Consider the following 14,956-nt stretch of genomic DNA (forward strand, 5'->3'; position numbering starts at 1 on the left):
GCCGATATTCTCGATGTTCGCAGCAATTCCTACCGCAGACAATAAGATATCCGCTTCCAGAGTGATGTTGCCTTTAGCTGTTTTCACAGTCGCTTTCACTCCTTCTCCGCTTGTATCCACACTTTCAACGGATGCATTGGTCATGATCTCGATTCCGGTCTTTTTAAGGGACTTCTCTAAATGTTTAGAGATTTCCTCATCTTCCACAGGAACGATGTTCGGCATGAATTCAACCACAGTTACTTTAGTCCCCATCGTGTTATAGAAATCGGCAAACTCAACTCCGATAGCTCCGGAACCTACTACGATCATAGATTTCGGTTGTTCAGGTAAAGACAATGCCTGTCGGTATCCGATTACTTTTTTACCGTCCTGAGGCAGGTTCGGTAATTCTCTGGAACGGGCTCCCGTAGCGATGATGATATGGGTACCGGTATATTCCGTTACTTTACCTTCCTGATCGGTTACAGAAACTTTTTTGCCCTTCTGAACTTTCGCTGTTCCCAGAATGACATCGATTTTATTTTTTTTTCATCAGGAATTCAATCCCTTTGCTCATTTTGTTCGCTACGCCACGGCTTCTCTGAATAACATTCGGGAATTCAAAGCTTCCTTCTACTTTATTCAGTCCGTAATCTTCAGCATGGTTGATGTAATGGAACACCTGGGCAGACTTCAGCAAAGCTTTCGTAGGAATACATCCCCAGTTCAGGCAGATCCCGCCTAAGCTTTCTTTTTCAATGATGGCTGTTTTGAAACCCAGCTGTGCCGCTCTGATGGCAGTAACATATCCTCCGGGACCACTTCCGATGACAATAATATCGTAGTTCATTAGTATAAAATTTTTATGCGAATTTAAGGAAAAAATATCGGATATTCTACACTCCGGCTCTTATATCGCTGAACCTTTGCCGACACCGGGAATCAAGATCATTATTGAATTATTCTGAAAATAAACTTTTGTTGATTGTATAAATTTCAGCGCCAACCCGAAGTAGTAACCAGATTAAAAGGCTGAAAAAAGGAAGCCAGAAGTTCCCCGATGTGGTTTCTCCCAATATTTAACCTGAGTTCGATATAGAATAAAGTATATGGCCAATACAATTGATTTCAGCCCATTTATTACAGCATGCCTGATGAGAGGACTTTAGCCAAATGCGGATAGTTTTTGGCTGAAGCCGGATGTATGACGCTATAATGAAGTCGGGCTAAAGCCCGACCCTATTGATCGATGCACTCATTTAACGTAAATCTAAAGGAATAGCCGGGCTAAGAGACTGGAAGAAGAAGGCCGGATGCATAAAATTTATTTGGTAAAATAACGCTCAGACATCCTCTATCAGAAATTCATCATATTATCTCTTTTCAGGATAACCCTGCTTATGAATCTTTAATTTGAAATCAGATTGATCGTTTCGAATTCCCGTTATTTGGTGCTGATCCCGGATCTCATTGTAGTGAACAGAAGAAGAGCAGCTTTGAAAACTGCTCTTCTTTGTAATTTCCTGATGAGCCGGGATAAAATCCAGGCTCTGTCAGAGTGATCTCATTTATTTTTTGGTATACGCTACTCTCCAGACAATACCGCTGACATCATCTGCCACCAGCAGTGCTCCGTCGTTCGTCTGTAAAACGCCTACCGGCCGGCCGTATACGTCTCCTTTTTCTTTATCAGCAATAAATCCGGTAAGGAAAGGTTCATAGCTGCCGGAAGCCTTGCCGTTTGCAAACGGAACAAATGCCACCTGGTAACCTGCCAGTGAAGAGCGGTTCCATGAACCGTGCTGTCCTATGAAGGCCCCGTTCCTGTATTTTTCCGGGAATTGGCTGGCTCTGTAAAAATCGAGACCTAGGGATGCGGTATGTGACCCGAGCGGAACATCAGGCACGATTGTTTTGGCCACCAGGTCCGGCTTTTCCCCTTTTCTGCGCGGGTCCTCATGGTTTCCGAAATAAGCATACGGCCAGCCATAGAACTGGTCTTTCTTCACACTGGTAAGATAATCCGGTACCAGCTCGTCTCCCAGCTCATCCCTTTCGTTTACTACCGTCCAGAGTTCACCGGTAGAAGGATTCCAGCTCATTCCCACAGGGTTTCTCAGCCCGGCGGCATAAATTTTCTCTCCGCTGCCGTCAGGGTTAATCTCCAGGATATTGGCTCTTTTCACCTCGTTTTCCATTCCGTTTTCCCCTACATTGCTTCCGGAACCGACGGAAATGTAGATTTTCGACTGGTCTTTAGTCGCAATCAGGTTCCGGGTCCAGTGGTTGTTGTAGCCGCCGGCGGGAAGGCTCAGGATCTTTTTACCCGGCTGGGTGATTTTCATTTCCCCGGTTGTATAGGGATACATCCAGACCCCGTCGGTATTGGCAACATAGAATTTATCTTTAATGATCAGCATTCCGTACGGCTGGTTGAGGTTTTCAAGAAACACGGAAGAAGATTCCGGAATCCCGTCTTTATTAGCATCGCGGTAAACGAGGATCCTGTTGGCCGATTTGCCGCCGACTTCCGCATCGCTTTTCCCGCTGATGTCGTTCTTTACTTTTTCTGTTGCCGAACGTTCGGAATTGGAAAGAACTACAAAAATATCGCCGTTAGGTCCCTGGATCATATTGCGCGGGCTCTTGATTTTTTCCGCAAACCGGGTTACCGTAAATCCTTCAGGTGCGGCAGGTGCTTTTCCGGCCGGCCATCCGATGACATTGCTGAATTTATTTTTGGAATTTTTTTCATCGGGAGCCGGAAGCTTAAGGGTATCGGTCTGGGTGGCTACTTCGCCTTTCTGGGAAGGATCGGCCTTTTTTTCTTTACAGCTTGCCAACAGGGCAAGCAGGGAAGGTAGGATGTATTTCTTCATATTTTTTGGGTTGCTTATTTCGGTGTGCAGATAACAGGTACAGATTCTGATTCTGTCATTTTTCCTGTCAATCGTTACAAAAACCGTTCCTTTAGCCTCTGACCGTATTTTACTGCTGTACTTACCGTAATGACACATCCCGTTTTCAGCAGCAATACAGGTTTACTGACGAACGGTAAGTGAAAATTTTCCATCAGAAAGGAGAGAATCCATCAGGAAAGTAAAAGTAGCGGAAGGATACCTTTCTGATAGAAAAAGGCTGTCCTCAGACAGCCTCACTCACACTCAACAACTTACTATATTGTATAGCGTATTCTTATGCTTTATATTTCTGTTCTGATATAATACCAGTGAAAAAATTCTTACTGCGGTATCGCTGAGATTTGCATATTTCCTGTGAGAGTAAATGCAACTATAGTACCACGTTTTCAAGGGATACCCTTTGATTGTTAGCAGGTTTAGATTACCTTGTTTCTGTTTTTAAATGGGAAGTTTCCCAGGAATTCATCAGAACCTATTTAAGAACGGCATGCACAATCCGGCTCCTATTCCAGGTATATGAAATATGGATCTTTCCATCGGAAGCCTGCAGAACGGTCGGGTAAGAATATTCGTCTCCTTTTTGTCCGTTTTCCAGCACCAGGACATCTTTCCAGGTCTTCCCGTCTCCGGAAAGGGCTACATGCAGCTTTGTCCTGCCTTCCCACCAGTTTTGCCCGCTGGTTTCAGGATTGTAAACGATCAGCAGAAGATTATTCTTAAGCCGGATGGCGTCCGTCCCGGAATTGGGATTGGCGAGATTGGTTTCTTCCCAGGGCGTCCAGGCGTTCCCTCCGTTATGGGAAAATGCTGTCAACACTCTGTTCTGCCGGCTTCTGGCTAATAATTGTAACATCCCGTTCCGGTGTTCAATGATGCTGGGCTGAATGACCTGTACTTCTTTCTGCTCATGGTTTATCGGGATAATTTCCCATGATTTTCCATGGTCTTTACTCCGTTCCAGATGAACCTTCCAGTCTTTTTCCGTAAACTCCCTGCTTGAAGGCGAAATAAGATTTCCGTCTGCAAGCAACAATGGACGGTTCTTCACAGGACCGATCAGCCCTTTACCGATTCTTCCGGCTTCCGACCAGTGTTTCCCCTGATCCGCGGAGGTTTTGTACCATCCTTCCCACGTCCTGGGGTTGGCACCGGCCTTGTAAAACAGAAATACCGAATCTGATTCCGGGATTGTGTACAGCACCGGATTCCAGGCGGGAAGCACAGTTCCGTCCGGTAACCTGCCGTCTGCCACAGCTTTTGGCAGCGACCAGGTTTTCCTGTCCAGTTCGGACATCCAGATTTTTACGGAAGCATCCCCTTCATGATCGCCTCCGAACCAGGCACAAAGCAGCCTTCCGTCCCGGGTTTCCGTCAAGGTAGAGGCGTGGCACTGGCGGAATCCGGCCGAATGACCCGCAAACAGGTATTCTTTGGAAACCAGGACAGGCTGATAAGATCCACAGGAAAACAGAATGAGCAGCAGAACAGTATAATAGAAATTTTTCATCTGATGTTGATATTCTGTTTCAGCGGCAGGTTTTTGGATGAATTTCCCACCATGATGCGGTACTCACCTTTTTCAACCGTCCAGTTCATTTTTTCGTCCAGAAATTTTAATTCTTTCACCGGAACTTCTATGGTAATCTGCTTTGATTCTCCTGGTTCTAAATAAACTTTCTGGAAACCTTTCAGTTCAATAATGGGTCTTGAAACCGAAGCCAGCAGATCTTTAACATACATCTGTACCACTTCACTTCCCGCTTTTGAGCTCGTATTTTTTATGTTAACTTTAGCAATGATCGTATCGTTAGCGGAATAAACTGCCTGATTTAATTCGAGCCCGGAAATTTCAAAAGTGGTATAGCTTAACCCGAATCCGAACGGATATAACGGTTCGCCGCTCAGGTCATGATAATCGTTTCCTCTCCCGGTGGGATGGTGATTGTAGCTAAGAGGCAGCTGCCCCTCTTCTACAGGAAAAGTAACCGGTAATTTTCCGGACGGGTTTTCTGCTCCGAACAACACTTTCGCTACGGCATTTCCTCCCTCTTCTCCCGGATACCAGACATCGAGAATGGCTCCGACCTTATCTTTCCAATCCGTTGTTTTTATAGCAGAGCCACCTACCAAAACTACGGCAACCGGTTTGTTTAATGTAGAAACTTCATGAATGAATGGTTCCTGGTTTCCCGGAAGGCTTAAAGACGACCGGTCCTGAAACTCACCTTCGTGAATTCCGGCGGTTACGATGATGTAATCTGCTTCCTGCGCCCTTTTTAAGGCATCGTTATAATCTTTCCGGTAATCGTTCAGTCCGTAATTCCAGATCAGCTCGATGTTGGCTTCTCCCCTGTTTTCATGGAATTCCACGGCGATATCATATTTCTGACCTTTAACAAAATCGAGATCTACGGTTTTGGTGGAATAACTTAGCTTTTCCCAATTGTCGATCATCAATTTTCCGTTGAGATAAAGCCTGAACCCGTCGTTTCCGCGAAGACCTAACTGGTATTTTCCGGATTGCGGTGCCTGTAATTTTCCGGTCCACCGGACACTGTAATTGTCAGGCTGCAGCTTTTCAGGATTTGGCGAGTATAAAGTCCACTTGAAATTCAGCTGCTCATCCTGTCTTTCAAAAGCGGGAGTTCCTTTTGCATCCGGATTAGCAAAATAACTTCCTTTCAGCCCTTTCTGATTTCCGGAAGATAAAAATTCAGCAGGAACTGTCACAAACTGCTTCAGGTTCCAGTCAATCCCTTTTGAATAGGTGATCTCAATATTCTTATTTTTTACAAAATTTTTGATCCCTTCAACAATGCTTACTTTTTTGTTTCCCGGACCTGAGTAACCGCCCAGCCTTGTATCGGTTGCATCGGTTCCCACTACCAGTATCTTTTTCACATTTTCCGGAACAGGAAGCGTCTGATTCTCATTCTGAAGCAGGACAAAAGATTCGACGGCTGCTTTTTCCGCCAGGGGCTTGTGGTTGATTTTCTTTAAAGCTTCAATGTCCTTTTCGGAAACGTACGGGTTTTCAAAAAGTCCGAGTTCAAATTTTGCCCTCAGTACCCTGGCCACCGCATCGTCGATTCTTTCTTTTGAAATCCGTCCGTCCAGGAAAGGCGGGATGAAAAGCTGGTAATGCTTGTACTCGGTCTGGAAAATGACATCCAGCCCGGCGTTGATGGCCTGTGCAGAGGCATCATCGTAATCCTTTGCCGTAAAATGCAGTACATTGGCTCCGCCGACGGCACTGGCATCGCTGATCACGAAGCCTTTAAAATTCCAGTCTTTTTTTAATTTTTCCGTCAGCAGCCAATGGTTGGCTGTCGAAGGCCTGCCGTCCAGCAGATTGTAAGAAGTCATTACCGAACGGCTTTTCCCCTGATGAAAGGCTTTTTCAAAAGGAACCAGGTGCGTTTCCTCCAGGTATCTTCTGCTCCAGTGGATCGGATAAGAATCGCGGCCGCCTTCGCCGACGTTTGCCAAAAAGTGTTTCGGCGTGGTGATGATTCCCATATTCTCAAAGGAGCTGACGAAACTAACGCCCATAACTGAAGTCAGGAAAGGATCTTCGCCATACGTTTCCTCGGTTCTTCCCCACCGGACATCGCTCGCCAGATTCACCACCGGGGTTAAAATCTGCCGGATCCCTCTCAATTTTGATTCTCTGGCAATGGCTGTTGAAACCTGCTTCATCAATTCAGGATTAAACGTCGCGGCAAGGCCGATGGCCTGCGGGAAAGCCGTTGCTCCTTCCCGCACCAGTCCGTGCAGCGCTTCGTCAAAAGGAATAATAGGGATTCCCAACCTTGATTCTTCGACAAAATATTTCTGGATGGCATTGATTTTTTTGGTCAGCTTTTCCGCATCCTCATTCGCATTGTACGTGAGCATCTGCCCGGCAGCACCGCCACCCTGGTTTCCGGCACTTACCTGAAGCCCGAAAATCCCATGGGCATACTGGCCTTTCGGAACATTATCGAGATCGCCGGGAATCATGAAACACTGCCAGAACTTCTCTTCGGGTGTCATCCTTTTCAAAAGATCCTGCACCCGTACTTCTACCGGCTGTTTCGGATCTTTATATAACGGTTTCTGAGCGGATATAAAAACGGAACCTAACAATGAGATTCCGATGACAATAGCATTGTACTTCATTATTGCGTAAGTTGGATAACGGTTGCGTATTTTAATCCGGCTCTCTGTTCCGGTAACTGGACATCAATGGAATTCCCTGTTTTCTTCCACTGAATTTTGCCCGGCAGGCCCAATACTTTCAATGATTTCGGCTGATAATTTTCAGGAATGGTGAAGTGTAAGGTTGAAGGAGATTTATATTCCGTTTGTTCATCCAGGTGGAAAACATTCACCGTTTTTCCGTCTTTACTTTTTGTATAGTAAAAGTTTCCGTCATGATAAGGAGCGATGCTGCGCGTTGCAAAAACAGCCGACTGGTTTTTATCCATCCATCCGGAAATTTCCTTTAATCTTTCATACACCACAGCATCGTAATCCCCATTGGGACCGGGAGCGATGTTCATCAGGTAATTTCCGCCCCTGGAAATGATTTTCACCAGGGTTTCAATGATTTTCCGGGAGGATTTGTAGTTGTCGTTCGGCACATAGGAAAACGAATCACCCATCGTAATGCAGCTTTCCCACGGAATATCCAGTGCTTTTTCCGGCACGGCCTGCTCCGGCGTTACATAATTTTCCCATTTCCCGGGAACAGTACGGTCTACCACAATGATTCCGGGCTGATTTTTCCGCGCCATGGTTCCGATCTTATCCATATCGATGTCCTGTTCTACTTTAATGGTCCGCTGCCACTCTACTTTCGGATCGATGGTGTTGAAGGGACGCACCCAGCCTCCGTCCAGCCAAAGGATGTCGATTTTTCCGTACCTGGAAGTGATTTCATTAAGCTGGTTGAAAGTGAATTTTTTGAAGCTTTCCCATTTTTTGGGATATTTTTTAGGATCGTAATTCACATTCCGGTCTTTCGGCGGGAAGTAGGACCACCAATAGTCGTCGGAATGCCAGTCCGGTTTGGAAAAATAGGCCCCGATTTTAAATCCTTCGTTTCTGAAGGTATTGAATATTTCCTTCGTTACATCCGCCTTCGGGTTTTTGGAAAAAGGTGTTTGAGAAGAAGTAATTTTATAATCAGACTGTTGGGTATCGAACATGGCAAAACCGTCATGGTGTTTGGTGGTAAACACCACATATTTCATTCCCGCTTTCTTTGCAGCATCTGCCCATTTCTGCGGATTGAATTGGGTAGGGTTAAACGTTGTCTGGAGGTTTTCGTAGTTTTTTACATACTCGTAATAGGATTTGCCATGTTCCGGCTTGCGCTGGGTCCAGGATTCATCTTCCGGGCAAAGGCTCCAGCTTTCCACAATTCCCCACTGGCTGTACGTTCCCCAGTGCATAAAAAGCCCGAATTTCAGATCCTGCCAGTTTTCAAGATTCTGAGCGACCAGGGGATCGGCAGGTTTCTGATACCCTTCGGAGACGTTGTGGGCCTGGGAAAAGCAGGTGGCTGAAAGTAAAAATGATGATAACAGGATGGTTTTTGATGCTCCTACCATGAAAATTTAGTTTTGGCTAATTTAATCATCCGCTGAGGAATCCGCAAAAGATTTTTCCGGTACCTTTTTACATCATTTCAGCCTGTCAGGAATTTGCCATGAAATGCAGACTGCGGCTTTGAAAATAGTTCAGAATACATCAGAAAAATAAGGCTTTTACTGAGGTGCAATGGATTACCACTGCTATTATTGAACAATTTAAACATTCAATCTCGTAGAATTCTGAATGCGGATAAAAATCTTCCACGCTTACGGGTGAGACGATATCCGGATCTCTTCAGTATGGACCAACCTTACGTTTAAATTTCACATCTTTTTTTAATCATCAATAACTATCAACGGCAGGCGCACTCGAAGCCGCACTGTTCTATTTGAAAACCTGTGTAATCCGCAGCAGATTTTTTCTACCATACCATTATTAATCCTGATAGCGTAGCTTTACCACCTGCGGGAAATCTTATCTGCTGTTATAATTCAAAATTTTACAATACATTTGTCCGGAAGGTATTCACTAACAGACCGTACATTTATGCAGGAACTCATTCATTTCATTAAAACAGGAGCAGACCAGCTTCATGAAGATGATCTGCCTCTTGTTATCTCCAGATTCCACCCGAAAACACTCCAAAAAAAACAGCTGTTGCTGAAACGCGGACAGATTGCAGACCGGTATTATTTCCTCAAAAGCGGCGCACTGCGTTTCATTTACGGGGATGACCGGGAACTGACGGCCTGGATTGTACTGCCCGGAGAATTCTTCACGGAAATTTCCAGTTTCAGGCCCCGGCAGCCTACCCGTTTCAATATAGAAGCTGTTGAAGAATCCGAATTGTATTACATCGAAAGAAAAGACATGGAAATGCTGTACCGCCAGCTGCCGGCCTGGCAGGAATTTGGGAGGAAAACCTGGGAATCCATGGCCATGCGGATGATTGATGAGATTATCCGTTTCCAGACCCTGACCGTGGAAGAACGCTATCTTGAATTTTTGCAGCAGCCGGACTTTATGCAGCGCGTCTCGGTAAAACAGCTGGCTTCTTATCTGGGTATTACACCCAATGCCCTCAGCCGGATCCGTAAAAATATCCGCTGATCTAAAAATCTACCAAATGGTAGTTTCAGGCGGGACGATAATTCATAGTTTTGATGATCAAACATCATTAGAATTATGAAAATTATCATTTTGGTTGCCGGAGCTACCGGAAGCCTTGGCGAAAAAATCTGCCAGGAACTGCTGTCAGGAGGTGCCAATGTAAGAGCCCTGATCCGTTCCGGAAGCAGTCCGGAGAAAATACAAGCATTGCGGGATGCAGGCATCGAAACCTTTAGTGCAGATTATAATGACGCTTCCCAACTTGCCACAGCCTGTTCCGGGGTATCCTGCGTGGTATCCGCACTGGCGGGACTGCATGAAGTGATCGTGGAAGCACAGTCTCAGCTGCTGGATGCCGCCGTAGACGCCGGTGTTCCCCGGTTCATCCCTTCCGATTTCTGTACCGACTATACCCAACTTCCGGAAGGCTGCAACCGCAATTTCGATCTGCGAAAAACATTCAGCGAAATAGCAGAAAGCCGTCCCATCAGATTAACGTCTGTTTTCAACGGGGCTTTTTCCTATGTTTTGCGTTTCGGGATTCCGCTTCTAAACCAAAGAGACCAAAGCATTGCTTATTACGAAGGCAAAGCCGACTGGAAGATCGACTTTACTTCTCTTGAAGATACTGCTGCTTTTACCGCAGCCGCTGCGCTGGATGATTCAGCCCCGAGATTCCTGCGTATTGCCGGATTCCGGGCCAGCCCTGAAGATTTTGTAGCGTTGAGCGGAAAAGTATTCGGTACACCTTTCCGGCTGGAGCATAACGGAACGCTGGATCAGTTTAAAGAAACAATTGAAAAGGTGAGAAAAGCGCATCCTGAAGGGGAACATGAGTTATATCCGGCCTGGCAGCAGATGCAGTATCTCTACAGCATGTTTGTCGCCCATCATCATGAGCTGGATAATAATCGGTATCCGGATCTTTCCTGGCAGACCGCTGGGGAAGCTTTACAATAATCCATTTATTTCATCCGGAAACTGTCCAGGAAATATAAGAGCGTCTGAATTTAAGGTTCTGCTTAGCTATTTTTTAACGCAAAGTTGCTATGCCTGATGCCTAATGAAAGGAAGCAAAGAATGGATCAGCAAGCTGATCTGACGAAGCTTTAACATGATCCGTTCGCATCATTAGCGGCTTTGCCGCTCTGCTTTTTTCCCTTTAAAATAGCCGGAATAATAATCACCCTTTGCATCTGAAAGTTAATGAATTCTCTTACAAATAATCTACCCTGATTTGTTTTAACCTACCTGACCTATCGATAAAAAAATCTTATGGAAAACCGATATACTGACGAATCTCTGATCCAAAACTGGAACGGATTTACGAACCATAGCATTGACGTAAACGGAACTTCCCTGCATTATGCAGACGGAGGAAGCGGTATTCCGATTATCTGTCTGCCCGGATGGCCGCAAACCTGGTATTCTTACCGGAATATTGCTTTGCCGCTTGCTGAACACTTCCGGGTGATCGTAGTCGATATCCGGGGAATGGGCAGTTCCGCAACACCTTTATCCGGATATGATAAAAAGACAATGGCTACAGATATCCATGACTTGATTTTACAGCTCGGTTTGAAGAAAGCTGTGGTATTAGGCCACGATATCGGCGGAATGGTAGCAATGAGCCTGGCGTACAACTTCCCGGAATCGGTAAGCGGGCTGATCCTTGCCGACGGGCTTCATCCCAGCGAAGGCATGCTGCAGATGCCGCTGATTCCTGCTCCGGGCACTTTCGGCGAGAAAATCAATCCCGAGCAGCCTTACACCTGGTGGATGGGATTCAACCAAATTAAGGGCCTTCCCGAAAAATTGCTGGAAGGCCGCTTCCGTCATCTCCTGGACTGGCTTTTTCAGTACGTAATGACAGACGACCGTAAAATTTCAGATTTTGAGAAAGAAGTGTATGCCTCGGTTTACAATCAGCCCGAGCGCATCCGGGCATCTAATGCCTGGTATCAGGCGTTTCATCAGGATATTGAGGATGGTAAAAGGTATCAGAAATTAACGGTGCCTGTACTGGGAATTGCCAGCAATGTATCCTATGGGTTTTATCAGTACGCGCTTCCTTTCGCTGCCGAGCAGTATGAGCTGGTTCATCTGGCGGATACCGGTCACTATATGTTTGAAGAAAATCCGGAAGCTGTACTGAAAGCTGTTTTTGGCTACCTGAAAAAATGGAATCCGGAAAAGATCTGAACATGTTTTTCAGATTAAATCATTCATTGGTTTAAAAAGGAAAAAGGATACAAAATTTTCAGAATACTTTTTCGCTTCTTATTTTTTGAGTGACTTTTTTAACGCAAAGTTTACTTTTTCCTTATGCAAAAACTAAAGGAGCAAAGAAAAATCAGCAGGCTGATCTGATGAAGCGTACGCTAGATGCAGACGCTTCATCAGCGGCTTTGCCGCTTTACTTTGCTCCTTTAAAATATGCAGAACCTTCATCAAGCTTTGCGTTAATTTTATCCTTGATAACATAGTTTGCGTTAAAAGGTTCCAGATCTATTCATACATTCTTATTTAGAGGTTCTTACCTTAATTTATTTTCAATATGACATCGTTCCGGGCGGTAAGATTGCAAACTTCAATACGTCTAAAATAATTAAATCAAACCAGATCTTTTAGTGCGGTTGCAAGTTTGGGATAAGTAAATTCAAAACCGTTTTTCAGTAATTTATCCGGATAGACATTCCGGCTCTTCAGGAGAAGCTCCGTTTCAGTCCTTACAACTACCGAAGCGATTTCCAGCTGCCAGGCCGGAGCGTTCAGACCGAACGGAATGTTCATTTCCCGCCTCAATGCTGCCATGAATTTTTCATTGGAGAGCGGATTTGGAGCGGTTACATTAACCGGACCTAATAAATTGTGATGATCTATTACATATTCCACCGCTTTGCAGAAATCATGAATGTGGATCCAGCTCACCTTTTGGTTTCCCCGGCCCTGATTTCCACCCAGCCCGAATTTTGTAAGGGTTTTCAGTTTGGGGAAAGCACCACCGTTGTTCCCCAACACAATGGAAGTCCGTAAAGCCACTTTCCTTACCTCTTCGGTTGTTGTTTTAAAAAATTCCTGCTCCCAGCTCTTGCAGATGTTCATGGAAAAATCGTCGCCGATAATTCCGTTTTCTTCGGTATTCAGATGGGTCTCGGAATGGATATAGATGGTAGCCGAACTCGCATTCATCCAGACTTTCAGTTTAGACCTGCATTGGTCAACGGCCTGCTGAAGGACTTTTGTACTGTTAATCCGGGAATCATGGATTTCCTGCCTGTTTTTTGGCATATACCGGCAATCGACAGATTTTCCGGCTAGGTTGATCAACACATCGGCATTTTCAAGCAGGTTCTTCCATTCGCCCAAAGTGTTGGCATCCCAGTAAAATTCGCTTCTGCGCTTTGGATTCCGCGTCAGGATATAGACCTGATGGCCTTTGGCAGTAAAGTATTGTTCGAGGTTTTTTCCAAGGAAGCCGGTTCCGGCGGCGATAATGATTTTCATAGGAAAGGGTTTAAAAGTGTAAGTTTCAGGTTTTAAAAATGAAAGTTCACAGCAGTCTAGCCTGGATTAGTCAGACCTCAGGCGGCGACCCTCTGATTTTGCAGTACTTTTGATAAGCCGGTTTCTTTCCAGGAGGAATTTTTTCATGTAATTCCTGAGGAACAGGGTATTGAAAATTTTGCCGATGATCCCAAATGGAGATTCAAACTCAAAAATATCGGTCATGCTGGTATTTTTGCCTTCCTGCCTGAAAAGATGCTGGTGTTTCATAGATCTGAAAGCACCTTGCAGCATGACATCGGTGAAATGATCAGGTTTCTGCATGGTTATGATTTTTGTTGTGGTTAAAGTCTGCACAATACCCAAATGCCGGGCTTTCCAGGTAACGGTTTCGTCTTTTTCAATCAGCCCTGATGTTCTTCCGGCAACGGTTTTTTCACCTGTCCGGAAAGTTGATTTCTGATGAAAGCCGATGTCCCGGGCCAGATCAAAAACTTTATGGATGTCGGCGTGGATTGGCGTTTCCAAATGGATTTTAGACATTTCTTAAGTATTCTATTTTTTTGCGTCTTTGTTATCGGAGAAGCTTATCAATAACGACTGCAGTATGAGAACCGGGGAAAGCACCGTCCAGGAAATTACCGTATATCCAAAAATATTTCCGATGGTCTCACCCAAATCCAGTGGTGGCAGCGATAACATGCACATCAGCATCCAAATCAAAAAACCGATGACAACATAGGTCGATGCAACAATGTAAATCTTTCTTGAGGCTGTTTTTATGTAGCGGACATTACAGAATTTTATCGTGTTCAGAACATACTGAAAGAATGCGATCAGGAAAAATTCAACAATAAGTACCACCATCATATATTCCTGCTTCAGCAGAAGTGCTGTTAATATGGAGGCAATAAAAAGCAGGATCAGGGTCTGCTGGATTCTCAGGTCATATGTTAAAAGAGTTTTCATGGCTCTGCTATTTTAAGTGTGAAAATTTTTAAAGCTGTACTGTATAATATTTAAATTTCTCCCTGCAATATAACAGGTAAGTAATTGATAAAAAAGGGCTGGTCAGCAAAACATAGGCAGGAATAAAAGAAAGCATATCGATAGTGATCCCCAATCTGTCAAAAAGCAATACGATCCAGATCGGTACAATCATAAAGCCGTAAAATCTGATAAAAAGGTCATTCCAGGAGCCTACAAAGATCCTGATGATGTAACTTGCCAGCTGAAATCCGCCTACAACAAAATAAAAGGCAATCCATACGGTAAATAATTTATCTTTAAAAAATCCGTAGGTTATTCCAAATAAGATATAGGCAAGAAATACGGTGAGCTGTAAATAATAATCGATCTTTAAAAAAGTTTTCATGGCTGCAGGTTTTAAAAATTAGCTTATCTACAGGGATGGATTTGTTTCCTGTTGCAAGTTTTATACGATCCGGAATTTACATCTCAGCAGTTTCATTTTTTATCATTTTCTCTTTATTCATGGCGTGTTTACGGCCTTTCAGGAACAGGAGCAGATTGAGGAGCATCATAATCCCGAGATAGATGGAGAACTTGCCGATTTTCTCGCTCATATCGACAACGAGGCTCTCAAGCGTATGAATTTCATAGAATTCAATAATACAGAGTGCAAATCCGATATTCAGCAGATAAAATCCGATCTTGAACAATGAATTGGTGGCCATCGCGATGTCTTCCTTCTGATGAAAAATATCGATCATGAATGTCTTTGAATTTTGAAAAAGAAACTGTGATACAAAGACCGTTAGTGTAATGACGATCGGCAAATAAATCATGTACGCTGAAAAATTGTACGTTGCGGTGGTTAGGATGGTTGCTGTCAT

General features: G+C 44.5%; 12 protein-coding genes and 1 pseudogene. 3 read left to right on the forward strand and 10 right to left on the reverse strand.

The window, feature by feature from the left end; all coding sequences use genetic code 11:
• From QZ735_RS03785 to QZ735_RS03805, 5 genes and pseudogenes are all read right to left on the reverse strand, one after another.
• A pseudogene (locus QZ735_RS03785) lies at positions 1 to 832 on the reverse strand (FAD-dependent oxidoreductase); the annotation flags it as partial.
• Between the two features lie 718 nt (positions 833 to 1,550).
• Positions 1,551 to 2,861, reverse strand: a complete 1,311-nt coding sequence (locus tag QZ735_RS03790) for a sorbosone dehydrogenase family protein (RefSeq protein WP_294244386.1) — start codon at positions 2,859 to 2,861, stop codon at positions 1,551 to 1,553.
• A gap of 514 nt (positions 2,862 to 3,375) precedes the next feature.
• A complete protein-coding gene (locus tag QZ735_RS03795; RefSeq protein WP_294244387.1) occupies positions 3,376 to 4,410 on the reverse strand; it encodes an exo-alpha-sialidase in 1,035 nt (344 codons plus the stop codon).
• Entirely contained in the window at positions 4,407 to 7,064 is a 2,658-nt protein-coding gene (locus tag QZ735_RS03800) for a glycoside hydrolase family 3 N-terminal domain-containing protein (RefSeq protein ID WP_294244388.1), read from the reverse strand. Before QZ735_RS03800 ends, QZ735_RS03795 begins: the two co-directional genes overlap by 4 nt.
• Positions 7,064 to 8,500 (reverse strand): alpha-L-fucosidase, encoded by a 1,437-nt coding sequence (locus tag QZ735_RS03805; RefSeq protein ID WP_294244389.1) that lies wholly within the window; start codon positions 8,498 to 8,500, stop codon positions 7,064 to 7,066. The genes QZ735_RS03800 and QZ735_RS03805 overlap by 1 nt, the downstream gene beginning before the upstream one ends.
• Positions 8,501 to 9,029: 529 nt before the next feature.
• Here QZ735_RS03805 and QZ735_RS03810 point away from each other — a divergent pair.
• The 3 genes from QZ735_RS03810 to QZ735_RS03820 all read left to right on the forward strand — a co-directional run bounded on the left by QZ735_RS03810 (position 9,030) and on the right by QZ735_RS03820 (position 11,795).
• Entirely contained in the window at positions 9,030 to 9,593 is a 564-nt protein-coding gene (locus QZ735_RS03810) for a Crp/Fnr family transcriptional regulator (protein ID WP_294244390.1), read from the forward strand.
• A gap of 75 nt (positions 9,594 to 9,668) precedes the next feature.
• On the forward strand, positions 9,669 to 10,553 hold the full coding sequence (locus QZ735_RS03815) for an NmrA family NAD(P)-binding protein (protein ID WP_294244392.1): 885 nt from the start codon (positions 9,669 to 9,671) through the stop codon (positions 10,551 to 10,553).
• Between the two features lie 315 nt (positions 10,554 to 10,868).
• Positions 10,869 to 11,795, forward strand: coding sequence for an alpha/beta hydrolase (locus tag QZ735_RS03820; protein WP_294244394.1), 927 nt, complete (start codon positions 10,869 to 10,871; stop codon positions 11,793 to 11,795).
• Between the two features lie 411 nt (positions 11,796 to 12,206).
• Here QZ735_RS03820 and QZ735_RS03825 read toward each other — a convergent pair whose 3' ends face one another.
• The 5 genes from QZ735_RS03825 to QZ735_RS03845 all read right to left on the reverse strand — a co-directional run bounded on the left by QZ735_RS03825 (position 12,207) and on the right by QZ735_RS03845 (position 14,956).
• Complete coding sequence (locus QZ735_RS03825; RefSeq protein ID WP_294244396.1) at positions 12,207 to 13,100, reverse strand: TIGR01777 family oxidoreductase; 894 nt, start codon at positions 13,098 to 13,100, stop codon at positions 12,207 to 12,209.
• A gap of 66 nt (positions 13,101 to 13,166) precedes the next feature.
• Positions 13,167 to 13,643 carry an SRPBCC family protein gene (locus QZ735_RS03830; RefSeq protein ID WP_294244397.1) on the reverse strand — a complete coding sequence of 159 codons (477 nt, stop codon included), beginning with the start codon at positions 13,641 to 13,643 and terminating at the stop codon, positions 13,167 to 13,169.
• A gap of 12 nt (positions 13,644 to 13,655) precedes the next feature.
• Positions 13,656 to 14,069: a hypothetical protein gene (locus QZ735_RS03835; RefSeq protein ID WP_294244399.1), complete on the reverse strand. Its 414-nt coding sequence runs from the start codon at positions 14,067 to 14,069 to the stop codon at positions 13,656 to 13,658.
• A gap of 28 nt (positions 14,070 to 14,097) precedes the next feature.
• Positions 14,098 to 14,475 (reverse strand): hypothetical protein, encoded by a 378-nt coding sequence (locus tag QZ735_RS03840; protein WP_294244400.1) that lies wholly within the window; start codon positions 14,473 to 14,475, stop codon positions 14,098 to 14,100.
• Between the two features lie 76 nt (positions 14,476 to 14,551).
• On the reverse strand, positions 14,552 to 14,956 hold the full coding sequence (locus QZ735_RS03845) for a hypothetical protein (RefSeq protein ID WP_294244403.1): 405 nt from the start codon (positions 14,954 to 14,956) through the stop codon (positions 14,552 to 14,554).

The sequence above is a fragment of the uncultured Chryseobacterium sp. genome, assembly GCF_913776365.1.
Classification (GTDB): Bacteria; Bacteroidota; Bacteroidia; order Flavobacteriales; family Weeksellaceae; genus Chryseobacterium.